The organism is Billgrantia campisalis (genome assembly GCF_022341425.1).
GTDB lineage: Bacteria > Pseudomonadota > Gammaproteobacteria > Pseudomonadales > Halomonadaceae > Halomonas > Halomonas campisalis.
In genome coordinates this window covers 71,130-93,522 of record NZ_JABFUC010000012.1, presented here as the reverse complement: position 1 = coordinate 93,522, position 22,393 = coordinate 71,130, and the positions used below count along the sequence as shown (strand labels likewise).

At 66.4% G+C, this 22,393-nt stretch carries 21 protein-coding genes; 9 read left to right on the top strand and 12 right to left on the bottom strand.

Annotated features, from left to right (window positions below; all coding sequences use genetic code 11):
- Positions 1-78: 78 nt before the first annotated feature.
- The 8 genes from urtA to HOP52_RS14615 all read right to left on the bottom strand — a co-directional run bounded on the left by urtA (position 79) and on the right by HOP52_RS14615 (position 9,697).
- Positions 79-1,380 carry an urea ABC transporter substrate-binding protein gene (urtA, locus tag HOP52_RS14650; RefSeq protein ID WP_422677722.1) on the bottom strand — a complete coding sequence of 434 codons (1,302 nt, stop codon included), beginning with the start codon at positions 1,378-1,380 and terminating at the stop codon, positions 79-81.
- Positions 1,381-1,813: 433 nt separating this feature from the next.
- Entirely contained in the window at positions 1,814-3,310 is a 1,497-nt protein-coding gene (locus HOP52_RS14645) for a tripartite tricarboxylate transporter permease (protein ID WP_238978143.1), read from the bottom strand.
- 40 nt (positions 3,311-3,350) lie between these two features.
- A complete protein-coding gene (locus HOP52_RS14640) occupies positions 3,351-3,836 on the bottom strand; it encodes a tripartite tricarboxylate transporter TctB family protein (RefSeq protein ID WP_238978142.1) in 486 nt (161 codons plus the stop codon).
- Between the two features lie 124 nt (positions 3,837-3,960).
- Entirely contained in the window at positions 3,961-4,962 is a 1,002-nt protein-coding gene (locus tag HOP52_RS14635) for a tripartite tricarboxylate transporter substrate binding protein (RefSeq protein ID WP_238978141.1), read from the bottom strand.
- Between the two features lie 181 nt (positions 4,963-5,143).
- Positions 5,144-5,875: a response regulator gene (locus tag HOP52_RS14630; RefSeq protein ID WP_238978140.1), complete on the bottom strand. Its 732-nt coding sequence runs from the start codon at positions 5,873-5,875 to the stop codon at positions 5,144-5,146.
- The gene (locus HOP52_RS14625) at positions 5,872-7,596 is read right to left on the bottom strand and encodes an ATP-binding protein (protein ID WP_238978139.1); all 1,725 of its coding nucleotides are present in this window, start codon (positions 7,594-7,596) and stop codon (positions 5,872-5,874) included. Before HOP52_RS14625 ends, HOP52_RS14630 begins: the two co-directional genes overlap by 4 nt.
- Positions 7,597-7,718: 122 nt before the next feature.
- Positions 7,719-8,828, bottom strand: a complete 1,110-nt coding sequence (gene hppD / locus HOP52_RS14620; protein WP_238978138.1) for a 4-hydroxyphenylpyruvate dioxygenase — start codon at positions 8,826-8,828, stop codon at positions 7,719-7,721.
- Between the two features lie 236 nt (positions 8,829-9,064).
- Entirely contained in the window at positions 9,065-9,697 is a 633-nt protein-coding gene (locus tag HOP52_RS14615) for a LysE/ArgO family amino acid transporter (protein WP_238978137.1), read from the bottom strand.
- Positions 9,698-9,792: 95 nt separating this feature from the next.
- Between HOP52_RS14615 and HOP52_RS14610 the strand changes: the two genes are divergently transcribed.
- Positions 9,793-10,743, top strand: a complete 951-nt coding sequence (locus HOP52_RS14610) for a LysR family transcriptional regulator ArgP (protein ID WP_238978136.1) — start codon at positions 9,793-9,795, stop codon at positions 10,741-10,743.
- Here HOP52_RS14610 and HOP52_RS14605 read toward each other — a convergent pair.
- On the bottom strand, positions 10,735-11,037 hold the full coding sequence (locus tag HOP52_RS14605; protein ID WP_238978135.1) for an MTH1187 family thiamine-binding protein: 303 nt from the start codon (positions 11,035-11,037) through the stop codon (positions 10,735-10,737). The two genes, HOP52_RS14610 and HOP52_RS14605, sit on opposite strands and share 9 nt — an antisense overlap.
- Positions 11,038-11,076: 39 nt before the next feature.
- Positions 11,077-11,724 (bottom strand): dienelactone hydrolase family protein, encoded by a 648-nt coding sequence (locus HOP52_RS14600; RefSeq protein ID WP_238978134.1) that lies wholly within the window; start codon positions 11,722-11,724, stop codon positions 11,077-11,079.
- A gap of 121 nt (positions 11,725-11,845) precedes the next feature.
- On the opposite strand from HOP52_RS14600, the gene HOP52_RS14595 reads away from it, so the two are divergent.
- A complete protein-coding gene (locus HOP52_RS14595) occupies positions 11,846-13,843 on the top strand; it encodes a RecQ family ATP-dependent DNA helicase (RefSeq protein WP_238978133.1) in 1,998 nt (665 codons plus the stop codon).
- Here HOP52_RS14595 and HOP52_RS14590 read toward each other — a convergent pair.
- Positions 13,835-15,403, bottom strand: coding sequence for a sigma-54-dependent transcriptional regulator (locus HOP52_RS14590; RefSeq protein WP_238978132.1), 1,569 nt, complete (start codon positions 15,401-15,403; stop codon positions 13,835-13,837). The genes HOP52_RS14595 and HOP52_RS14590 overlap by 9 nt on opposite strands.
- 318 nt (positions 15,404-15,721) lie before the next feature.
- On the opposite strand from HOP52_RS14590, the gene phhA reads away from it, so the two are divergent.
- The 3 genes from phhA to HOP52_RS14575 all read left to right on the top strand — a co-directional run bounded on the left by phhA (position 15,722) and on the right by HOP52_RS14575 (position 17,503).
- Entirely contained in the window at positions 15,722-16,558 is an 837-nt protein-coding gene (phhA, locus tag HOP52_RS14585; RefSeq protein WP_238978131.1) for a phenylalanine 4-monooxygenase, read from the top strand.
- 53 nt (positions 16,559-16,611) lie between these two features.
- Complete coding sequence (locus HOP52_RS14580; protein ID WP_238978130.1) at positions 16,612-16,950, top strand: 4a-hydroxytetrahydrobiopterin dehydratase; 339 nt, start codon at positions 16,612-16,614, stop codon at positions 16,948-16,950.
- A gap of 274 nt (positions 16,951-17,224) precedes the next feature.
- A complete protein-coding gene (locus HOP52_RS14575; protein WP_238978129.1) occupies positions 17,225-17,503 on the top strand; it encodes a ComEA family DNA-binding protein in 279 nt (92 codons plus the stop codon).
- A gap of 128 nt (positions 17,504-17,631) precedes the next feature.
- Here HOP52_RS14575 and HOP52_RS14570 read toward each other — a convergent pair whose 3' ends face one another.
- Complete coding sequence (locus HOP52_RS14570; RefSeq protein WP_238978128.1) at positions 17,632-18,393, bottom strand: SDR family oxidoreductase; 762 nt, start codon at positions 18,391-18,393, stop codon at positions 17,632-17,634.
- 234 nt (positions 18,394-18,627) lie between these two features.
- On the opposite strand from HOP52_RS14570, the gene HOP52_RS14565 reads away from it, so the two are divergent.
- From HOP52_RS14565 to HOP52_RS14550, 4 genes are all read left to right on the top strand, one after another.
- Positions 18,628-19,134 (top strand): FxsA family protein, encoded by a 507-nt coding sequence (locus HOP52_RS14565; protein WP_238978127.1) that lies wholly within the window; start codon positions 18,628-18,630, stop codon positions 19,132-19,134.
- A 226-nt stretch (positions 19,135-19,360) separates the two neighbouring features.
- A complete protein-coding gene (locus tag HOP52_RS14560; RefSeq protein ID WP_043518768.1) occupies positions 19,361-19,654 on the top strand; it encodes a co-chaperone GroES in 294 nt (97 codons plus the stop codon).
- A gap of 71 nt (positions 19,655-19,725) precedes the next feature.
- Complete coding sequence (gene groL, locus HOP52_RS14555; protein WP_238978126.1) at positions 19,726-21,369, top strand: chaperonin GroEL; 1,644 nt, start codon at positions 19,726-19,728, stop codon at positions 21,367-21,369.
- A 109-nt stretch (positions 21,370-21,478) separates the two neighbouring features.
- On the top strand, positions 21,479-22,213 hold the full coding sequence (locus tag HOP52_RS14550; protein WP_238978125.1) for an RNA methyltransferase: 735 nt from the start codon (positions 21,479-21,481) through the stop codon (positions 22,211-22,213).
- Positions 22,214-22,393: the final 180 nt, after the last annotated feature.

Genomic DNA, 22,393 nt, shown 5'->3' with positions numbered 1-22,393 from the left:
GATGCCATCCCTGGCATAGGACCCCCTCTTCGACCTGTCCCCGGCGCCTTTCGCTTGATGCGACGCCGGAAGCGGGCGTTACTCGGCCAGGGCGGCCTCGGCTTCTTCGGCCGCGGTGCTGCCGCCACAGCGACCGGTCGAGACATTGAAGTTGCCGCAGCGCATCGGGGCGCGCCAATCGGCGATCAGGTCACGGGAGCCCGGCAGGTAGTCGGACCAGGCGTCGCCGGCCACGGTGGAGGGAGTCTGCCAGACGATCTCGAACTGGCCGTTGTCCTGGATCTCGCCGATCAGCACCGGCTTGGTGATGTGGTGGTTGGGCATCATTGCCGCATAGCCGCCGGTAAGGTTGGGGACCGTCACGCCGATGATGGCGTCCTTGATGGCATCGGGGTCGGTGGTGCCGGCCTTGCGCACCGCCTCGGCCCACATGTTGAAGCCGATGTAGTGGGCTTCCATGGGGTCGTTGGTCACCGCCTCCTCGTCGCCGGTCCAGTCGATCCAGGCGTCGATGAAGTCGTAGTTGACGTCGGTATCGACGCTCATGAAGTAGTTCCAGGCGGCCAGGTGACCCACCAGCGGGCCGGTATCGATGCCGGTGAGCTCCTGCTCGCCCACCGAGAAGGCGATGACCGGGATATCGCCGGCGTCCACGCCCTGGTTGCCCAGCTCACGATAGAAAGGCACGTTGGCATCGCCGTTGATGGTGGAGACCACCGCGGTGGGCTTGCCTTCGCTGCCGAAGCGACGCACCTCGGCGACGATGTTCTGCCAGTCGCTGTGCCCAAAGGGCGTGTAGTTGATCAGGATGTCCTCGTCCGCGACCCCGTGCTCCTCTTTGAGGTAGGCCTCGAGGATCCGGTTGGTGGTCCGCGGATAGACATAGTCAGTGCCGAGCAGCGCGAAACGCTCGATGCCCATCTCGTCGATCAGGTAGTCCACGGCCGGGATCGCCTGCTGGTTGGGGGCCGCACCGGTATAGAAGACGTTCTCGGAGGACTCCTCGCCCTCGTACTGCACCGGGTAGAACAGCAGGCCGTTGAGCTCCTCGAACACCGGCAGCACCGCCTTGCGCGACACCGAGGTCCAGTTGCCGAACACGACGTCGACCTCGTGCTGGGCGAGCAGCTCCCGGGCGCGCTCGGCAAACAGCGGCCAGTTGGAGGCCGGATCCACTACCACGGCTTCGAGCTGGCGACCCAGCAGGCCGCCCTGGGCGTTCTGCTTTTCGACCAGCATCTCCACGGTGTCCTTGAGCACCGTCTCGCTGATCGCCATGGTGCCCGAGAGCGAATGCAGAATGCCTACCTTGATGGGGTCCTCGGCCAGCGCCTGGGCACTGATACCCAGGGTACCGGCGGACACCAGGGCGGCCGCCAGCCAGCGAGACGGTTGACCAGCGGCATGTGACAGAGCCTTGCGTCGGGGTGCGTTCACGTGAATCTCCTTGCGTCTTCTATGGGGAAGAACTCGTTGTGTTGGCATGGCACCGCGCCAACGGCACGCTGCGAGTGTCAGCCACCAGCACTTGCAAGGGACGAGCCAGCTAGAACGAATTTAGAATTATCTATTTATTTTCAAATGCATAGCACCTTACTTACCGTAGACACGACTCGGCCGCACCGACGAAGTGCAGGCTATCAGGCCGCTGCCGTGCACTGCCGGGTAGCCTGCACCGCCACCGGGCACCACAGCGGTGCGAAGCCAGCATGGCGGCCTGGGGGCCAGCCAACCAAACGACAGCGGGGGGACCGATCCTTCGGTCCCCCCGCTGTCGTCAACTGTCGGGCACTTCCGTGGCCCGGCGGTCCGGCTATCCCCTGGCGCGCAGCTTCTGCAGCAGCGGCTTGACCACCGGCAGGATCAGCGATAGTGAAGCGATGATCAGCAGCCACATGGAGATCGGCTTGTCGATAAAGACCATCCAGTCCCCGCCGGAGATCTGCAGCGCCCGGCGCATGGACTCCTCCATGATGTCTCCCAGGATCAGCGCCAGGATCAGCGGCGCGGCCGGAAAGCCGAATAGCCGCATGCCCAGCCCCAGCAGGCCGAAGCCGAGCAGGAACAACAGGTCGATCACGCTGAAGCTCATGCCGTAGACGCCGACCATGCAGAAGATCAGGATCAGCGACAGCAGCAGCGGCCGCGGCATCTCGAGGATCTTGGCGATATAGGGAATCAGCGGCAGGTTAAGCACCAGCAGCATGATATTGCCGATATACATGCTGGCAATCACCCCCCAGAACACATCGGGGCGGTCGGCCAGCATCGCCGGGCCGGGCGTGATGCCCATCACCAGCAGCGCTCCCAGCAGCACCGCCGTGGTGCCCGAGCCGGGCACGCCCAGGGTCAGCAGCGGCACGAAGGAGCCGGTACAGGCGGCATTGTTGGCCGCCTCGGGCGCCGCCACCCCCTTGATGTTGCCCTTGCCGAAGGTGTCCCCGTCCTTGGCGATGCGCTTCTCCATGCTGTAGCCGAGAAACGAGCCGATGGTGGCGCCGGCACCGGGCAGCACGCCGGTGAAGAAGCCCAGCACCGAACTACGCCCGATCGGCCCGGCAATCTCCCCGGCCTCCTTACGCGTCAGCTTGAGCGACCCGATGGCGTTGCGCGGCTGCTCCTTGCCGCCGCCGCCGCGCAGCAGGATGTAGAAGACCTCGGCCAGGGCGAAGATGCCCAACGCCACCACCAGGAAGTCGATGCCGTCGAGCAGGTGGGTGGTGCCGAAGGCGAAACGCACCGTGCCGGTCTGCAGATCGATACCGATGATCGAGATCATCACCCCCACCACGGCGGCGATCAGCCCCTTGACCAGCGACTTATCGGAGAGCGACACCACCGCGGTCAGCCCCAGCACCATCAGGGCGAAGTACTCCGTCGGACCGAAGGCCACGGCAACGCGGGACAGCAGCGGTGCCACCATCATCAGAAAGACGATGGAGATGGTGCCGCCGATGAAGGAGGCATAGGCGGCAATCGCCAGCGCCTTGCCGGCCATGCCCTGCTTGGCCATGGGATAGCCGTCGAAGGAGGTGGCCACGGTACCGGCCACACCGGGGGCGTTGAGCAGGATCGAGGAGCTGGAGCCGCCGAAGATGGCCCCGTAATAGACGCCGGCCATCAGGATCAACCCGGACGAGGGCTCCATGGCGAAGGTGACCGGGATCATCAGCGCCAGGGCGCTGATCGGTCCCAAACCCGGCAGCATGCCAATGATGGTGCCGGCGAAGACGCCGCCGAAGACGTAGGCGATATTCATGGGCTCCAGCGCGATGCCGAAGCCAAACATCAGATTGTTGAACGCTTCCATGAGCAGGTTCTCTCTCGCTGGCCGATCGCGTCGCGGGACGTCAGATCGGCAGGATGCCCGTGGGCAGGTAGACGTCCATGATGCGCGTCATGGTCAGGTAGAGCGCCAGCACCACGCCAATTGAGGTCGCCAGGTTCACGCCGTGTCGCCGATAGCCGTAGTACCAGGCCAACCCGAAGGCGAGCACGGTCGAGGCCACTACGAAGCCGACCGGCACCATCAGCAGGGCATAGGCGGCGATGGCCAGCGAAGTGATCACCACCCTTGACCAGGGGCGCAGCAGCAGCGGCTGTGCAAGCGCCTCCGGACCGGGGGTATCGGGAATGTCCTGGGTCTTGGGCTTCTCCAGAAACAGCAAGCCGGCAAGCCCCAGCAGGGTAAACCCCAGCACCTTGGGAAAGAGGTCGGAATCGATCGGTCGGGGTAGCGGGAAGGTGGGGATCTGAAAGGCCACCACCAGATAGGCGATCGAAAACAGCGCAATGATCAGCGCCAGGATCTGATTGACGTTGAGTTGTTTCATCATCGGTCCACCTCGAGACGGGGCCGGGACGGCGAGTCCCGCCGGCTCAAGTGTCACAGTCGAGGAAGGCCCGAGTCCCGGCCAGGCCGGAACTCGGGCGGATCACGCGGGCAGCGGGAGCGCTACCTCACTGGCCAATCAGGCCCAGCTCGGTGAGCACCTCGCTGAACAGCTCCTTCTGCTCGTCGAGGAAGGCACCGAACTCCTCGCTGTTCTGATAGGCGTCGAGCCAGCCCAGCTGGTCGCGCGCCTGCTGCCAGCCGTCGGTCTCGAGCATCTGTGCGAAGAGATCCTCGTAGTAGGCGACGGCCTCGGCGGGCATGTCGGGGGCGCCCATGACGCCGCGCCAGATATCGAAGGTGTAGTCGATGCCCTGCTCCTGGTAGGTCGGGATATCGGCCAGCACACCGCCCAGGCGCTCGGGCGACGATACCCCCAGCGCACGCAGCTCGCTGCCTTCACCCAGCTGGCCCGAGGCCTCACCGGCGCCGGTGATCACCGCCTCGACGTGCCCGCCCATCAGGTTGGTCATGGCCTCGCCGCCGCCGGAGAAGGGAATATAGTTCACCGCCGCCGCGTCCAGGCCCGCCGCCGAGGCGAAGCCCGCTATCGAGATATGGTCCATGGAGCCCGGGGCGCTGCCGCCGCCGACGCTGAGGTTGGGCCGCTCGCGCAGGGCCTCGACCAGATCATCGATATCGGCATAGTCGGAGTCGTCGCGCACCAGCAGGATGGAGTAGTCGGTGATCAGCCGCGCCACCGGGGTGAAATCGGTGTGGTCATAGCGCGAGGCCCCGGCCAGCGGCACCAGGATGATCGGCGGGCTGGTGGCGAACAGCTTGTGCGGGTTGCCGCTGTCGCGGGCGATCTGCGCCCAGGCCACGGCGCCGCCGCCGCCGGGCACGTTGATGGCGGCAAAGTTGCGCTCGGCCAGGCCCTCTTCCTGAATGACCCGCGAGGTGGTGCGCACCAGCGTATCCCAGCCCCCACCGGGGTTGGCCGGGGCGATGAATTCGATGGAGCGGGTTGGGGCCCAGTCATCGGCCTGGGCAGTAGTGCTCATGCCGGCTGCGGCGGCCAGCGGCAGGGCAATGGCGGTCAGTCGGACGAGATGCGGCTTGGCAAACATGGCGGTCTCCACTATGGGCTCGTTGTTGTGTGGCGTGTCGAGCGGCGGATCCATACCCGCCGAACAGGACTGAACGTTAGAAGACCGCCTCTATACGCCGCAAGCTTATGACCATAAACGATAAAAAGTTCGTTCTGGGCATTTTGTCCATTCTGTCCACGACCCTGGGCCTGCTAGCCGATCAGCCCTCCTCGCACCAAGGCGCCGTATCGCCGATGAGCCGGTAACGGCGCTCGGGCCTTCCCACATCGCCATAGCCCAGCTCGGCCCCGACGACCTGCACCGAGACGAGGAATTCCAGGTAGCGCCGGGCCGTGGAGCGGCTGGCGCCCATGGCCCGGGCGACCTGCATGGCCGCCAGGGGCTCCTCGGCACCCTTCAGCGCCTCGATCACCGTGCGCAGCGTCAAACGGTCGATGCCCTTGGGCAGCTGTCGCGGTCCGCTGGCCGTGGAGCCCTCGGGCCGCAGCCGGGCCAAGGCACGGTCGAGCTCCTCCTGGCTCATCTCGTCCCGGGCCGACAGCGCGGCCCGCTCGCGGCGAAAGCGCTCGAGCATCTGTGCCATGCGCGCCTCCTCGGTGGGCTTGATCAGGTAGTCGAAGACTCCACCGCGCAGCGCCTCCTGGATGGTGTCCACCTCACGGGCGGCGGTGATCATGACGATATCCAGCCGGCCGTGCTCGCGGCGCAGCTCCCACAGCAGCTCCAGTCCCTGGACATCGGGAATATAGGCGTCCAGCAGCACCAGCTGAATCTGGGTCGCCTGGGTCTCGAGAATGGCCCTGGCCTCGGCGGCACTCTTGGCCACCCCCACCACTCGAAAACCGGGACTGCGCTCGATGAAGGCGCGGTGAATCTCGGCAACCCGAAAATCGTCCTCGATGATCAGGATGCCGTGGTCGAGCTCGCTCATCTGGGTTCCTTGAAATGCGTTGCCGATAAAGCGCCCACCGCCGTGATGTCACGACACAGCGACTTGTCCAGCACCACCGTAAAGGCCGCCCCGCCGAGTTCACTCTCCTCCAGGGTGATGGCCCCGCCGTGCTCGCGGCAGAGCCGGGACACCAGCGCCAGGCCGATGCCGCGGTGCTTGCCCGGTTTGGTGGAGAAGCCCTCACGAAAGATCGCCTCGGCCTGCGGCGGCGGCACCCCGGGGCCGTTATCCTCCACCTCGATCAGCAGCTGCTCGCCGAGGTCGGTGAAGAACAGCCGCACCCGAGGCTCGGCATCCTCCCGGTGTTCGGCCTGAGCGGCGGCATAGCAGGCGTTGTCCAGCAGGTTGCCGATCACCGTCATCAGCACCTCCTGGCCCGACTCGGTGAGCGGGGTCCCCAGCGAGCTGTGCTCGTCGATCTCCAGGCTCACTCCCATTTCCCGGGCCCGGGTCAGCTTGCCGAGCAGGGTGCCGCTGAGCACCGGGTCGGCCACATGCTCGCGCAGGAAAGTCATCTGTGCCTGGGCACGTTCGCTCTCCTGATGGATCAGCGCCAGGGCATCGTCGACCCGTTCGAGCTGCAGCAGCCCGGAGATGGTGTAGAGCTTGTTGGAGAACTCGTGGGCCTGGGCGCGCAGCATGTCGACATCGCGACTGGCCCGAGTCAGCGCCTGGGAGAGCTCGACGATCTCGCGCCGGCTACGGAAAGTGGCCACCGCCCCCTCGACCTCGCCGGCATGGCGAATGGGCACCCGGTTGACCACCACCGGGTGGTCGCCCAGCCACATCTGCTGGTCGAACTGCTGCTCGCCACGCTCCAGCACCTCCAGCAGCCGCGAGTTGGGCACCACCTCCTGGATCGGCTGCCCCAGCACCTCGCGGGCCGGCGCCAGGCCCAGGAAGCGACGCGCCTGCTGGTTGACCAGGGTGATCTGCCCGTCCCGATTGATGGCCAGGATGCCCTCGTGGATCGACTGCAGGATCGCCTCCTTCTCCATGGCCAGGCGGGCGATCTCATGGGGCTCGAGGCCCAGAATGACCTTCTTGAGATGCCGCGACAGCCCGTAGGCCCCGGCGAACCCCAGCACGATCATCAGCGCCACCAGCCACCAGCCGAGGCTGGTGTGCTCGCCCACGTCCATGGCCACCCGGTCGAGCATGAAGCCCACCGAAACGATGCCGATGATCTCACCGTCGGCATCGAACACCGGGGTCTTGCCGCGTACCGCCTCGCCCAGCGAGCCGGTGGCCTCGGAGACATAGGCGTCGCCGTCGATCAGGGCGCGATCGTTGTCGCCCCCCACCATGGGCAGGCCGAGCCGCTCGGGCAGCGGGTGGGAGTAGCGCAGACTCTCGGTATTGCCCACCACCACGTAGCGGGCGCCGGTCTCGCGACGGATACGCTCGGCGATGGGCTGAATGGTCGCGCTGGGGTCGGGGTCGTCGAAGGCGGCGATCAGCTCCGGGATACTAGCCACGCTGAGCGCGACGGCCAGGGCACGCTGGCCCATCTGATCGCCGATGATCTCGGCCTTGCGATGATTGAGGTAGGCGCCCTGGGCCAGCAGCATGCCGGCCAGCAGCGCGCCCACCAGCAGCATGACCTGCAGGCGAAAGCTTCGGGTCAGCCAGCTACGCCGGGAGCGGGCCCGGCGCCAGCGCTGAAGGTCGGCAATGGCTTCGGTGCGACGGGATGACATGGCGTTGCTCACACTGGCATTGCCTGCATTGTCGCATGCCTGTCGGAGCGGGCAAACGCGCTTGCCGCCGCCACTCGTAGCCTGCCCCCACGCATCGCCCGGCGGGGGCAGCGCCTACCGTCTCAGTCGTCCTTGAGCACGCCGCGACGGATCTGGTCTTCCTCGATGGATTCGAACAGCGCCTTGAAGTTGCCCTCGCCGAAGCCGTCGTTGCCCTTGCGCTGGATGATCTCGAAGAAGATCGGGCCGATCACCGTCTCGGTGAAGATCTGCAGCAGCACGCCCTCGTCCGGGCCGCCGTCGATCAGCAGACTCAGCTCGCGCAGGTCCTCGACGTTCTCCTCGTGGTTGGGCACCCGCTGGTCCACCTTCTCGTAGTAGGTATCGGGGGTGGAAAGGAAGGTCACGCCGTTGGCGCGCAGCGCCCGCACGGTGGCGTAGATATCGTCGGTGGCCATGGCCAGGTGCTGGATGCCCTCGCCGTTGTACTCGCGCAGGAATTCCGCGATCTGCGAGCTGTCGTCGGCGGACTCGTTGATCGGGATATGCATCTTGCCGCAGGGGGCGGTCATCGCCCGGGAGTGCAGCCCGGTCTTCTTGCCCTTGATATCGAAGTAGCGGTTTTCGCGGAAGTTCGCGATGTCGGTATAGAAATTCGCCCATACGTCCATCTGGCCGCGGTCGACGTTGTGGGTCAGGTGGTCGAGCACCTTGAGGCCCACGCTGTTGTCCTGGGGCGTCCGGCCGGGAATCGCCTCGAAGTCGATGTCGTAGATGGTGCGGCCTTGGCCGTCGACCTGGTTGTCGACGAAGTAGAGCAGCGAGCCGCCGATCCCCTTCACCGCGGGAATCCCCACCTCGCCCGGGCCGACCGGGTTCTCGACGGGCTCGGCGCCCTGGGCCACGGCGTAGTCGAAGGCCTGCTTGGCATCGGCCACCTTCCAGGCCATGGCGCAGGCCGAGGGCCCATGCACCCGGGCGAATTCGGCGGCGTGGCTGTCGGGCTCGGCGTTGAGCACGAAGTTGACGCCCTCCTGCTGGAACAGGAAGACCTGCTTGGAGCGGTGCCGGCGGGTCTCGGTAAAGCCCATGCGCCCGAACAGTGCGCGCAGCGCCTCGATGCCCTCGGCGGTCGGTGCGCTGTACTCGACGAATTCGAAGCCATCGGTACCGATGGGATTGGATGCGGTGATGGGCTCGACGGAGTGAGCGGTTTGGGCGTGTGCGTTCATGAAACCTCCAGGGGATGGTCGGACTGTTGTTGTGTCGCCGGCGCGGTCGTCCGGCGTGACGCGGTACCCCCAGCCTAGAGGGCGGACGCCCCCGCCGGAACGCCTCGACACCCGCTTCACCGGGTCATGCAGCACCCGCCCCCACCCCTGCTGTAAGAAAAACATTACACCCCTGAGAAGCCCAGCGCTGCGGTCTCTAAAGTGGTTCGATATCCTGACACGCCGTAAAAATTTTCTTACACCTGAGGCATCATGACCCCGCTTGCCAGCCGCCACGCCACCCAAGCCAGGATTATTCCTATCACCAGGTCGATGGCTCGCCACACCCGCGGGCTCGCCAGCCGCGGCGCCAGCCAGCCTGCAGCCCCTGCCAAGCCAAAGAACCACCCGAACGAGGCCATAGCCGCCCCGAGGAAGAAGCCCCAGGGGCTTGGCTGCACCGCCCCGATGGCACCTAACAGCACCACGGTTTCCAGGTAGACCTGGGGATTGAACAGTGTTACAGCAAGCGTCGCTGCCAGCGCTGCCTGCCACGATTGCACACTGCCGCCTCCCGCCGTGAGCACCTGGCCCGCCAGTACCCTGCGCAGCGCCAACCAGGCCTGCCAGGCCAGGAAGGCCTGCCAGGCCAGGAAGGCCGCCCCCACCCAGCGAGCCGTCTCCATCAGTATCTGCTGCTGGGCGATCAGCAAGCCCAGCCCCAGTACGCCGAGCCCCACCAACAGCCAGTCACATAGGGCGCAAACACCCGCCACCAGCCAGGCATGCTGGCGGCGCAGGCTCTGCTGCAAAACGAAGGCATTCTGCGCACCGATAGCGACGATCAAGCCGGCACATATCAATACTCCATTGAGCCACGACACCCACATGATCCGTTTCTCCCTGGCCACTCAATGCCGCCAAGGCTAAGCTTGCGCAAGAAATTAATGAAATGAATATAGGAACTAGGGGATAAGAAAAATCGATGCTGGACTATAAACTGCTCGAGGCACTTATCGCGGTGATCGATCAGGCGGGTTTCGAGCGCGGAGCACGCCACCTGGGCCTGACCCAGTCGGCGGTATCCCAGCGCATCAAGCTGCTCGAGGCACGCCTGGGGCAGCCGGTACTGGTGCGCAGCCCACGGCTTGCCCCAACCGCACTCGGCCGCAGGCTGCTCAACCATGCCCAGCAGGTGCGACTGCTGGAGCGTGATCTGCTCGGCGAGGTGCCGGCACTCGGCAGCGGCGAGCAGCGTCTGCGCCTGGCGATCAACGCCGACAGCCTGGCTACCTGGTGGCCGGAGGCAGTAGGCCGCTTCTGCGAGCGCCACCAGGTGCTGTTCGAGCTGGTGGTGGAGGATCAGGAAGTAGCGCTCAAGCGAATGCGGGATGGCGATGTGGCGGGCTGTATCTGTGACTCCCCAAAGCCGGTCCAGGGCGCACGCAGCCATGCCCTGGGCAGCATGCGCTACCGCGCCTTGGCCAGCCCCGCTTTCGTGGCACGCTGCTTTCCCGAGGGCGTGACGCCAGAGGCACTCCGCCAAGCGCCCGCCATCGTGTTTGGCCCCGACGACCGCCTACAGCATCGCTACCTGGCCATGCATGGGGTGGAGCCGCCCTTTCCCCACCATCTTTGCCCCTCGTCGGAAGGCTTCGTCGGACTGGCCTTGGCCGGGCTGGGTTACGGCATGGTTCCAGAACGCCAAGCCAAGCGGGAGCTGAGCGAGGGACGCTTGCAGGCAATCGACGCAGGACCGCACCTGGCCGATGGCAGCCTGGTCGATCTCTCACCTGGCTATGCGATCGACGTACCGCTCTATTGGCACCACTGGCGTCAGGGCGGCAGAATCCTCGACGCACTCACCAGCCACCTGCTGCACCTGGGGGACGCCTGGCTGATGCCGCTGCCGGGAGAGATACAGGGCTCAGTCTGACAGTTTGCTCTCCACGCTGGCGACCTTGTCGCCCATGGTCTGGTCGCGGTCGGTGCGGGTTCCGAGCTTGATGGTGGTGGTGATCCGCGGCGCGCCCATCTCGTGCACCACCTCATGGCAGCGCTTGACCACCGCCATCACCTCTTCCCAGGGGCCCTCGATATTGGTCCCATAGGCGTGCATATGGTGCTCCAGTCCGGAGTCTTGAATCACCCGCTGGCAGGCCGCCACCTGGGATGACACCGACACGCCCACGCCCAGCGGGACCACACAGAGATCGATGATGACATGCATGAGGGACTCTCCTTAGAGACGAGGGAGCATGGGAGACTATCATAGGTGGTCGAGAAACCAGCGCGCCGCCTGCTCCTGCACGATTTCCAGCTTGCCGGGCTCCTCGAAGAGGTGGCCGGCGCCGGGCACGATGACCAGCTCACAGGGCGCCTTCATGCGCGCTTTGGCCTGCTCGTTGAGCTCGATCACCGGGCCATCGCGGCCGCCGACCAGCAGCAGCGTCGGCGCCTTGACGGCCGGCAAATGGTCGCCGGCCAGATCCGAACGCCCGCCCCGCGAGACCACCGCCTGCACCCGCCCCGGCCGCTCGGCGGCGGTGATCAATGCCGCCGCTGCCCCGGTACTGGCGCCGAACAGGCCGAGACTCAGTCCCCGGGTGGCCGGTGCCGTGGCCACCCAATCCACCGCCCCCGTCAGGCGCTCAGCGATCAACGGAATATCGAAGCGCAGGGCACGGGTACGCTCGTCGATGACATTCTCCTCGGCGGTCAAGAGGTCGAACAGCAGTGTCGCCAACCCCTGTTCGCTGAGGTAGCGCGCCACCTGACGGTTGCGGGAACTGAAGCGGCTGCTGCCGCTGCCGTGGGCGAAGAGCACGATACCGGCGGCACCATCGGGAACGATCAGGTCACCCTCCAGGGCGACCCCGGCGGTCTGCAGCTCGATGGCGATGGGGGGTGCGGCCATGAGGAGCCCTCCTGTCCTGCCTTGAGTGTAGTCCAGCTCGCCCAGTCGCCGGTGACACGATGAACCGCACCGGCAGGCGGTGTACCCTGAGTCTCCCATGGACGGATTCAGGAGCCTCGGCATGCACGACATCGACCAGACCCTGCAGCAGGTCTTCGGCTACACCGACTTTCGCCCCGGCCAGCGGCCGGTCATCGAGGCGATCGCGGGGGGCCGTTCGGCCGCGGCGATCTTTCCCACCGGCTCCGGCAAGTCACTGTGCTATCAGCTGCCGGCGCTGCACCTCCCTCACCTGACCCTGGTGATCTCGCCGCTGCTGGCGCTGATGCAGGACCAGCTGGCCTTTCTTGCCCGCCACGGCATCGCCGCCGCCAGCATCGACTCGGGCCAGAGCCGTGAGCAGACGGCCGCCGTCATGGAGGGCGTCAAGCGCGGCGAGATTCGCATCCTGATGATCTCGGTGGAGCGGCTCAAGAACGAGCGCTTTCGCGCCTTCATCCGCCGGGTGCCGATCTCGCTGATGGTGGTGGACGAGGCCCACTGCATCTCCGAGTGGGGCCACAACTTCCGGCCGGACTACCTCAAGCTGCCCGATTACCGCCGCGACTTCGCCATTCCCCAGGTGCTGCTACTCACCGCCACCGCCACCCCGAAGGTGATCAGCGACATGCGCGAGCGCTTCGCCATCGCCGAGGAGGACGTGACCGCCACCGGCTTCTACCGCGCCAACCTGGACCTTCAGGTCAGCCCGGTCGCCGCCGGCGAGCGGCCGCGCGCCCTGGTGGACTGGCTGCGCCCGCGGCTGGGCGCCACCCCGCCCCGGCCCACCATCGTCTATGTCACCCTGCAGCAAACCGCCGAGCGCCTGGCCGCCTACCTGAGCAAGGCGGGACTGCCGGCGGCGGCCTATCATGCGGGCCTGGACAGCGAGACACGGGAGCGACTTCAAGGCGACTTCATGGCGGGCGTGACACCGTGCATCGTCGCCACCATCGCCTTCGGCATGGGCATCGACAAGGCCGATATCCGCCACGTGGTGCACTTCGATCTGCCCAAGTCGGTCGAGAACTACAGCCAGGAGATCGGCCGCGCCGGTCGCGACGGCCACCCCTCGGAGTGCCTGATGCTGGCCGGGCGCGATCATCTCAACGTGCTGGAGAACTTCGTCTACGGCGATACGCCCGAGCGCCACGCCATTCGCCGGGTGATCGACGCCATGCTCGACGCCGGTGGCCAAGCGCCGGGCGCCGAGTGGGAGCTGATGCTGGGCAGCCTGTCCCAGCAGAGCGATATCCGCCCGCTGCCGCTCAAGACGCTGCTGGTCCAGCTGGAACTGGCCGGCATCATCGCGCCGCGCTACAGCTATTTCGCCGAGTACCGCTTCCGGCTGCACGAGGCACCCGAGGCCCTGGTCGCCCGCTTCGAAGGCGAACGGCGCGCCTTCGTGCAGACGATCCTCGACGCCGCCAGCCAGGCGCGCACCTGGTACACCCTGGACTTTACGAGCCTCACCCAGCTGGGCACCGAGCGGGGGCTCGACACCCGGCGCGCCCGGGTGATCACCGCCCTGGACTACTTCGTCGACAAGGGCTGGATGACCCTGGAGAGCAAGCAGATGACCGAGGTCTACGAGGTCCTGCGACCGCCCGTCGACCCCGCCGCGCTGGCCGACAAGCTGCACGCCTACTTTCAGGGCAAGGAGCAGGCCGAGATCGCGCGACTGCACGCCATGCTCACCCTGTTCGAGTCCGAAACCTGCCTGAGCCGGCGGCTCGCCGAGTGGTTCGGCGACGACCGCGCCCCCCAGCGCTGCGGCCACTGCTCCGCCTGCCGCGGCGAGGTGGCGCGACTGCCCGCCAGCGAGGCCCCACCGCCGCCGGCACCCCAGGCGCTGGCCGAGCTCTGTCAGCCGCTACTACAGCAGTTGGCCGCCAGCGGCGACGACCGCCCGGTTACGCCCGACCTGCTGACCCGCTTTTTGTGCGGGCTGACCAGCCCGCTGCTGACACGGCTCAAGGCACGGCGGATGGCCGGCTTCGCCGCCCTGGAGGCCCATCGCTATGGTGAAGTGCGTGATTGGCTGGCGCACTCGGGCCTGGCCCGGCAGGACTCAGTCTGACGGCTCCTCACCGCCGATGCCGTGGCGCTTGAGCTTGTTGGCGATGGTGGTGTGGGATACCCCCAGGCGCTTGGCCAGCTGGCGGCTCGAAGGGTGCTGAGGATAGAGGGCGGTCAGCACGCGCCGCTCCACCTCGCCGAGGATCTCGGCGAGGGTGCCGTCCATCTCGACGCCCGCCAGCCCCGGTGACGCCCCGACATCGGGTAGCCGCAGGTGACGCGGCTCGATGACGCCGCCCTCGCACAGCGAGACCGCCTGGAACAGCACGTTCTCCAGCTGACGCACGTTGCCCGGCCAGTGATAGGCAGTGAGACGCGCCAGGGCAGCGGGGGACAATCCCGGCATCACGCAGCCGATCTGGCGGGCGGCACGGTCGATGAAGTGGGCGGCCAGCGCCTCGATGCCGTCCAGACAGTCGCGCAGCGGCGGCACTTCCAGGGAGAGCACGTTGAGCCGGTGATAGAGGTCCTGACGGAACTGCCCCTCGGCACACAGCCCCGGCAGGTCCTGCTGGGTGGCGCAGATCACCCGCACATCCAGGTAGGTCTCCTCGTCGCTGCCCACCCGGCGAAAGCCGCCGTCCTGCAGGAAGCGCAGCAGCTTGACCTGCAGCCGCGGGCTCATCTCGCCCACTTCGTCGAGGAAGATGGTGCCCCCGGCGGTGAGCTCGAGCAGGCCCAGTTTGCCCTCGGGTCGGGCCCCCTCGAAGGCGCCCGGGGCATAGCCGAAGAGTTCGGTCTCGGCCATGGACTCCGGCAGGCCGGCACAGTTGAGCGCCATGAACGGCGCCTGGCCGCGGTCGCTGGCCAGGTGGCAGGCCCGCGCCAGCAGCTCCTTGCCGGTGCCGGTCTCGCCGTGGATCAACAGTGGCGCATCCAGCGGCGCCATTCGCCGCGCCTCGCGAATCAGCGCCGCCAGGCGGGGGCTGGTCTGGAAGATCGCTTCGAAGCCGCGCAGCTCCTGGCGCTGGACGTGGTAGATACGCTCGCCGATACGATCGACGCTGTGCAGGGTCACCACCGCCCCCGCCAGCGAAGCCACGTCGTCATGATGCTCGCGGTGCAGCGGAGCGATATCGGCCAGGAAGACGGCGTCGCGCAGCTTGATGCGCAGGCCATTGACCCGCGCATTGTTGCGACGCACCAGCGCCGGCAGGTCGACGTCGGGCAGGCAGCGGTCCAGCGACAGGCCGGGCACCTCGTCGATGCGCACCCCGAGCAGCTGCCCCGCCGCCCGGTTGGCGGCCACCACGTGCCCCTCCATGTCGATCGACATCACCGGGTCGGAGAGTGACGAGAGCAGCGCATCGAGCTCAAGATGGCGCCGCTCGCTGGGCATCAGCGTGACCCGGCGCACCCCGAACACCCCGGGGACCGCCTCGAGCTCCGGCTTGAGGGTCACCAGCTGGGCATTGAGCAGGTTGGGCACGTGCAGGTAGATGGCGTTGCCGTGCTCCCCCCCCACCTCCCCACGGGCCACGTTGAGGCCGTAGTCGACGAAGTGGGACACGATATCGCGCAGGATGCCGATGCGGTTCTGGCAGTGAAACCTCAGTCTCATGGGGGCTCTCTTTATGGGTGCGCTTTATGGGCTCACTGTTTGTCAGGCTCAGACCAACGGCACGCCGGCGACGCCGAAAAGTGCGTCAATCCAGCGTGACTCTTCTGTCAAGATAACGTGACAGCAAGGCCGAGACAATTCGCGCCATGCCGCATCTGCTGCCCCCTGACCGACCGCCCCCCCGCGACTGTCAATAAAACATGACAGCTTGCCGGCCGCTTGGGCTGCCCGCACGCCTTAACACTCCCCCACCGGGGCCAGCGTCGCCCCTAGACTCGAGGCAGGCCATAACAACGCACAATCGCCACGGGAGTGACCATGACGACACCGAACCCGCAGCTAAGCGACGTCGCCAGCAAGACCGGCTATCGCGCCCGCCTACCCGACGAGCGGGGCCATATCGCCTGGCCGGATGAGGACAACGCCACCTGGCAGACGCTGATGCAGCGCCAGTTGGGCGTGATCGAAGGGCGTGTCTGCCAGGAGTACCTGGACGGGCTGGAGCGCCTGGCACTGCCCCATGACCGAGTGCCCCAGCTCGCCGACATCGACCGGGTACTCAAGGCCACGACGGGCTGGCAGACCGCCCAGGTACCGGCGCTGATTCCCTTCGACACCTTCTTCGCCCTGCTCGCCAGCCGGCGCTTTCCGGTCGCCACCTTCATCCGCACCCCGGAGGAGCTGGACTACCTCAAGGAGCCGGATATCTTCCACGAGATCTTCGGCCACTGCCCCATGCTCACCAACCCGGCCTTCGCCGAGTTCACCGCCACCTACGGGCGGCTGGGGCTGGACGCCACGCCCAAGGAGCGCGCCTACCTGGCACGCCTCTACTGGCTGACCGTGGAGTTCGGCCTGGTGGATACCCCGGCGGGGCGGCGCATCTACGGCGGCGGCATCATCTCCTCACCCAAGGAGACCCTGCACGCCCTGTCCGACGCACCCGAGCACCTCCCCTTCGAGCCGCTCGAGGCGCTGCGCACCCCCTACCGCATCGACATCCTGCAGCCACTCTATTACGTACTTGACGACCTCTCGACCCTGCACGACCTTGCAGGGCAGGACATCATGGGCATGGTTCACCAGGCCATGGCGCTGGGGCTCCACGAGCCCCGCTTCGAGCCTGCCCCGAAACGCGCTCAGGCCGGTGCCTGAGCGCTAAGCATCTTAATTCCACGATCCGTTCCCCACGACGACAAGGAGCCATCATGAGCCAGCTTTCCGATCAGCAGTGCGAGGCCTGCAGCTGGGACGCCCCCCACGTGACCGACGAGGAGATCGAGGCCTATCGCCAGGAGATCCCCGACTGGCAGATCGTCGAGCGCGACGGGGTCAAGCAGCTGGAGCGCGTCTTCAAGTTCCGCAACTTCAAGCAGGCGCTGGATTTCACCAACCGAGTCGGCGAGATCGCCGAAGAGGTGGGGCACCACCCCGCCCTGCTCACCGAGTGGGGCAAGGTGACCGTGACCTGGTGGTCCCACGAGATGAAGGGCCTGCACAAGAACGACTTTATCCTGGCCGCCCGCACGGACAAGGCCGCCGCCTGAGGCAACCCGCCCAGCGAAGCTCGCCGCACTCTAAGGCCGCATTACCGCGCTACCGGTGATGCGGCCTTTTCGTGTCGCGGTGATGGAACGCGATGGGCGATGGCAGCAGTCGCCCGACGTTAACGGCGCCCATCGAGGATGGAGCCTGCGGGCTGAATCGACATTTTCTTACATAATCCATCGCCATCCGGCGACGACGCCGAACCCTAGCGCCAACTAGCCTGGAAGAGGACACCCGGGCGGTGTCGCCTTGCCGACAACATGGAGAACCGACATGAAAGGAACCTTCAAGGGTGCGTCACTGGGCATGATCCTGGGCTTGCTGCTGGCCCTTTCGCCGCTGGCCCTGGCCGAGGAGCTGGCACCGATCAACGTCAATACCGCCGATGCCGAGCTGCTGGCGGAGCTGCCGGGCATCGGGCCGACCCGGGCCGAGGCGATCATCGCGGAGCGCGATGCCAACGGTGGCTTCGAAAGCGCCGATGACCTGATCCGCGTCAGCGGCATCGGTTCCGCCACCGTGGATGGCCTGCGCGACCAGGTGGAGTTCTGACACCACGCCCGGCATCAGATGGGCGATTCAGCCGATGCCCCCGCCGGCCAGGATGGCGGGGGCATCGGCTCCGCGTCACAGACGAGGCAGGACAACCGCAAGTGACTCACGACAGTGAAAGGCTAGCGCTACAGCCGCAGGCCGCCGTCGCACTCGATCACGCGGCCGGTAAAGTACTGGTTCTCGAAGATGAACGCCACGCTCGCGGCAATATCCTCGGGTCCCCCGAGTCGCTTGAGCGGCACGCCGGCGGTAAGCTTCTCGAGCATATCCTCACGCATCGAGGCGGTCATGTCGGTCTCGATGAACCCCGGCGCCACGGCCCCCACGCGAATCCCGTAGCGGGCCAGTTCTCGCGCCCAGGTGGTGGTCAGCGACACCACGGCGGCCTTGGCGGCGGCGTAGTTGCTCTGGCCCATATTGCCGGCCCGGGAGATGCTCGAGATATTGACGATCACCCCCTGGTGGCCCGCCTCGATCATCTGCGCCGCCGCCTCGCGTCCACACAGGAAGACCCCGGTGAGGTTGACGTCGATCACCTGCTGCCACTGTGCAAGCGACATGGTCTTCTCGACCTTGCCGTCCCTGGCCTTGACCAGCAGCGCGTCGCGCAGGATGCCGGCGTTGTTGACCAGGCCGCTGATCGGCCCCAGCGACGCCGCCACATCGCCGAATGTCTGCTTCACGGAAGCCTCATCGGCCACGTTGACCACGAAGCCGCGCGCCTCGATCCCTTCGCTGTGCAGCGTCGAGATGGCCTGATCCAGCGCACCGCTGTCAACGTCCAGCAGGGCCAGCCGGGCGCCCTGCGCTCCCAGGTGGCGCGCCATGGCGAGACCGAGGCCGCGGGCCCCGCCGGTAATGGCAATCACGCTCTTGTCCAGATTCATTCCACTTCCCCCGATGTTATTAGATCCCTTGAATGCCGGCTTCGATAGGCGCTCATAGCGTTATTTCGGCCGAAATCCCGCTAGTCTTGAGTACAGCCTAGCATTTCTTGTGCATTGCAGCATTAACTCCTGGCTCGCCTATCGCGCGACTGCGACCCGGCGAGCCCCGCCCCCCCTCTTGATTTCCCCGCCTCTGCCCCCATCCTCTTCGGAACCGATTGTCCCGGAGCCACCATGCCCTTCCTGCTTCTCTTTACCCTCTTCGCGCTGCTCGATTTCGTCATCCTGTTCACGGTGGGCAGCCGGATCGGCCTGTTGACCACCCTGCTACTGATACTCGCCACCGGCTTCATCGGGCTCTACCTGATTCGCCGTGAAGGCACCGCCGCCCTGGCCCGCGCCCGACTGCGCCTGGACCGGGGGGAGCTGCCGTCCGGCGAGCTGCTGACCGGGGCCGCGCTGATCTTCGGCGGCGCTCTGCTGCTGGCACCGGGCTTTCTCTCCGACACCCTGGGCTTTCTCTGTGTGATCCCCGGGGCACGCCGCTGGCTGGCCCGGCTACTGGCCCGCGTTCACGTGCGGGTCCAGGGCATGGGCGACGCCCGCAGCCATGGCCCTGCCGACGACTGGCAGCAGGCCAGCGGCGAACGCGGCGCTGGCGCCAATCAGCCGCATCATGACGCCGGCCGGGAGCAGCCCCTGGAAGGTGACTTCATCGGCCGGGACGAGACCCGCCGCTAAGGTGCGAGCGCCCCGAGCTCAGCGGCAAAATTTTTTTGCCCTTCCCCTTGAAAGGGAACAGCCCGGCCCCATTTCACGCTCAGCAACAGGCTTCGGTGCCGGACAGTGTCCGGCACCTTCGACAAGGAAGGCGACTTCGCCTCCGCCTTCCCGCCTTCGCGGGAAGGGTGAAGATGAAACCGCCATGCCCGTCATGGCACAGCAAACCATCAGGAGAACGTGAGCAATGAACATCCGTCCCTTGCACGATCGCGTCGTCGTCCGTCGCGTTGAAGAAGAGCAGAAAACCGCTGGCGGCATCGTGCTTCCGGGCAACGCCCAGGAAAAACCGACTCGTGGCGAAGTGCTCGCTGTCGGTAACGGCCGGATTCTCGACAGCGGCGACGTGCGTCCCCTGGACGTCAAGGTCGGCGACACCGTGATCTTCAAAGAGGGCTTTGGCGTCGAGAAACAGAAGATCGACGGCGAAGAAGTCCTGATCATGAGCGAATCCGACATTCTCGCCGTGGTGGAAGGCTAAGCGCCGCCGCGAGACGACGCATATTTTCCGTCCCCATACGACGTTCACGAACTCACAGGAAGTAACGAAAAATGGCAGCGAAACAGATCAAGTTCTCCGATGATGCCCGCAAGCGCATGGCCCGTGGCGTTGACGTACTGGCCAACGCCGTCAAGGCTACCCTGGGTCCCAAGGGCCGTAACGTGGTCATCGAAAAATCCTTCGGCGCCCCGACCGTCACCAAGGACGGCGTCTCCGTGGCCAAGGAGATCGAACTGAAGGACAAGTTCGAGAACATGGGCGCCCAAATGGTCAAGGAAGTCGCTTCCAAGACCTCCGACGTGGCCGGTGACGGCACCACCACCGCCACCGTGCTGGCGCAGTCCATCGTGACGGAAGGCATGAAGGGCGTGACCGCGGGCATGAACCCGATGGATCTCAAGCGCGGTATCGACCAGGCGGTCATCGCCGCGGTCAAGGAGATCGAGGCCCTCTCCGTGCCCTGCACCGAGCGCAAGTCCATCGCCCAGGTCGGCACCATCTCCGCCAACGGCGACGCGCGCATCGGCGAGATCATCGCCGACGCCATGGAGAAGGTCGGCAAGGAAGGCGTCATCACCGTCGATGAAGGCCGTGGCCTGGAAGACGAGCTGGAAGTGGTCGAAGGCATGCAGTTCGACCGCGGCTACCTGTCGCCCTACTTCGTGACCAACCAGGACACCATGGCGGTCGAGCTGGAAGACCCCTACCTGCTGCTGGTCGACAAGAAGATCTCCAACATCCGCGAACTGCTGCCGGTGCTGGAAGCCGTCGCCAAGGCGGGCAAGCCGCTGGCGATCATCGCCGAGGACATCGAAGGCGAAGCCCTGGCCACCCTGGTGGTCAACACCATGCGCGGCATCGTCAAGGTCGCCGCCGCCAAGGCGCCCGGCTTCGGTGACCGTCGCAAGGCCATGCTGCAGGATATCGCCATCCTGACCAACGGCACCGTGATCTCCGAAGAGGTCGGCCTGACCCTCGAGCAGGCCAACCTGGACCACCTGGGGACTGCCAAGCGCATCACCATGTCCAAGGAGAACACCACCATCATCGACGGCGCCGGCGCCGAGGCCGACATCGAAGCCCGCGTCAGCCAGATCCGCGCCCAGATCGAGGAGACCTCCTCCGACTACGATCGTGAGAAGCTCCAGGAGCGCGTCGCCAAGCTGGCCGGCGGTGTGGCCGTGATCCGCGTCGGTGCCGCCACCGAGGTGGAGATGAAGGAGAAGAAGGCCCGCGTCGAGGACGCCCTGCACTCCACTCGCGCCGCCGTCGAAGAGGGCGTGGTGCCCGGCGGTGGTACCGCCCTGGTGCGCGTGCTGACCCAGATCAAGGACCTCAAGGGCGACAACGAGGACCAGACTCACGGCATCGCCATCGCCATGCGCGCCATGGAAGCCCCGCTGCGTCAGATCGTCACCAACGCCGGCCAGGAAGCCTCCGTGATCCTCAACGAGGTGAAGGCGGGTGAAGGCAACTTCGGCTACAACGCCCAGACCGGCGAGTACGGCGACCTGTTCGACATGGGCGTGCTGGACCCGGCCAAGGTGACCCGTACCGCGCTGCAGTCCGCCGGTTCCGTGGCTGGCCTGATGATCACCACCGAGGCCATGATCGCCGACGATCCGGACGAGAAGGAAGCCGCGCCGGACATGGGTGGCATGGGCGGTATGGGTGGCATGGGCGGCATGATGTAAGCAGCCCCACCCTCACGGCCTTTCCGGCCGGCAAGACTGAGCAAGCCCCGCCACGTGCGGGGCTTGTTTTTTGGTACCATCGCCGTTTTCGATTCCCGCGGCCTATCCCATGCTTGCCAACATTCGCATCGTCCTCGTCCAGACCTACCACCCCGGCAACATCGGCGCCTCGGCGCGGGCCATGAAGACCATGGGCCTGACCGACCTGGTGCTGGTCACCCCCCGCCAGTTTCCCGACCCCGAGGCCAGCCGGCTGGCTGCGGGCGCCGAGGACCTGGTGGCCAATGCCCGGGTGGTCGGCTCGCTGGAGGAGGCGGTGGCCGACTGCGTGCAGGTAGTGGGGGCCAGCGCCCGGCTGCGCAGCCTGCCGCTGCCCCATTTCGACGAGCCGGCCGACATGGCGCAAACCCTGGTAGGCAATGCCGCCGAGGACCCGGTGGCGCTGGTATTCGGCCGCGAACGCTTCGGCCTGACCAACGACGAGATCCGCCGTTGCAGCCATCAGGTCAGCATTCCCGCCAATCCCGACTACGGGATTCTCAACCTCTCCCAGGCGGTGCAGGTGCTCGCCTACGAAGTGTTCAAGGCCTGGCGGCTGCGCCCGGGGAGCGACTACCGCCCTGCGCGACCGACCCCGGAGCGCCAGCCCACCCGGGAGCAGCTCGACCACTTCCACGCCCATCTCGCCCGGGTCATGCAGGCAAGCGGCTTTCTGACCCAGCCCCACGCCCGCACCGAGTCCCAGCTTCAGGCGCTGTTCGCCCGCGCCCAGCCAAGCCGCAAGGAGCTCTCGCTGCTGCGCGGCCTGCTCAGCGCACTGGAAGACACCAGACCCGGCGACTAATCTGTCATCAGGCCGCTGCCACTCGCCCGTCATCGTACCGTTATGGCTTTGTCACCCGGGCGTGTGATAACTGCCGTGTCCCCCACGGGGACAGACAAGGGATACTGTCGCACCTCACGACACGGACGCGCGCAGGCAGGAGGCCTGGCCGGGAGTGTTCGGCATCGGGACGATGCCCAG

Excerpts from the sequence above, each read along its gene's own strand:
- HOP52_RS14645 (WP_238978143.1), bottom strand. The coding sequence starts at position 3,310 with ATGGAAGCGTTCAACAATCTGATGTTTGGCTTCGGCATCGCGCTGGAG.
- HOP52_RS14640 (WP_238978142.1), bottom strand. The coding sequence starts at position 3,836 with ATGATGAAACAACTCAACGTCAATCAGATCCTGGCGCTGATCATTGCG.
- HOP52_RS14635 (WP_238978141.1), bottom strand. The coding sequence starts at position 4,962 with ATGTTTGCCAAGCCGCATCTCGTCCGACTGACCGCCATTGCCCTGCCG.
- HOP52_RS14630 (WP_238978140.1), bottom strand. The coding sequence starts at position 5,875 with ATGAGCGAGCTCGACCACGGCATCCTGATCATCGAGGACGATTTTCGG.
- HOP52_RS14625 (WP_238978139.1), bottom strand. The coding sequence starts at position 7,596 with ATGTCATCCCGTCGCACCGAAGCCATTGCCGACCTTCAGCGCTGGCGC.
- hppD (WP_238978138.1), bottom strand. The coding sequence starts at position 8,828 with ATGAACGCACACGCCCAAACCGCTCACTCCGTCGAGCCCATCACCGCA.
- HOP52_RS14615 (WP_238978137.1), bottom strand. The coding sequence starts at position 9,697 with ATGTGGGTGTCGTGGCTCAATGGAGTATTGATATGTGCCGGCTTGATC.
- HOP52_RS14610 (WP_238978136.1), top strand. The coding sequence starts at position 9,793 with ATGCTGGACTATAAACTGCTCGAGGCACTTATCGCGGTGATCGATCAG.
- HOP52_RS14605 (WP_238978135.1), bottom strand. The coding sequence starts at position 11,037 with ATGCATGTCATCATCGATCTCTGTGTGGTCCCGCTGGGCGTGGGCGTG.
- HOP52_RS14600 (WP_238978134.1), bottom strand. The coding sequence starts at position 11,724 with ATGGCCGCACCCCCCATCGCCATCGAGCTGCAGACCGCCGGGGTCGCC.
- HOP52_RS14595 (WP_238978133.1), top strand. The coding sequence starts at position 11,846 with ATGCACGACATCGACCAGACCCTGCAGCAGGTCTTCGGCTACACCGAC.
- HOP52_RS14590 (WP_238978132.1), bottom strand. The coding sequence starts at position 15,403 with ATGAGACTGAGGTTTCACTGCCAGAACCGCATCGGCATCCTGCGCGAT.
- phhA (WP_238978131.1), top strand. The coding sequence starts at position 15,722 with ATGACGACACCGAACCCGCAGCTAAGCGACGTCGCCAGCAAGACCGGC.
- HOP52_RS14580 (WP_238978130.1), top strand. The coding sequence starts at position 16,612 with ATGAGCCAGCTTTCCGATCAGCAGTGCGAGGCCTGCAGCTGGGACGCC.
- HOP52_RS14575 (WP_238978129.1), top strand. The coding sequence starts at position 17,225 with ATGAAAGGAACCTTCAAGGGTGCGTCACTGGGCATGATCCTGGGCTTG.
- HOP52_RS14570 (WP_238978128.1), bottom strand. The coding sequence starts at position 18,393 with ATGAATCTGGACAAGAGCGTGATTGCCATTACCGGCGGGGCCCGCGGC.
- HOP52_RS14565 (WP_238978127.1), top strand. The coding sequence starts at position 18,628 with ATGCCCTTCCTGCTTCTCTTTACCCTCTTCGCGCTGCTCGATTTCGTC.
- HOP52_RS14560 (WP_043518768.1), top strand. The coding sequence starts at position 19,361 with ATGAACATCCGTCCCTTGCACGATCGCGTCGTCGTCCGTCGCGTTGAA.
- groL (WP_238978126.1), top strand. The coding sequence starts at position 19,726 with ATGGCAGCGAAACAGATCAAGTTCTCCGATGATGCCCGCAAGCGCATG.
- HOP52_RS14550 (WP_238978125.1), top strand. The coding sequence starts at position 21,479 with ATGCTTGCCAACATTCGCATCGTCCTCGTCCAGACCTACCACCCCGGC.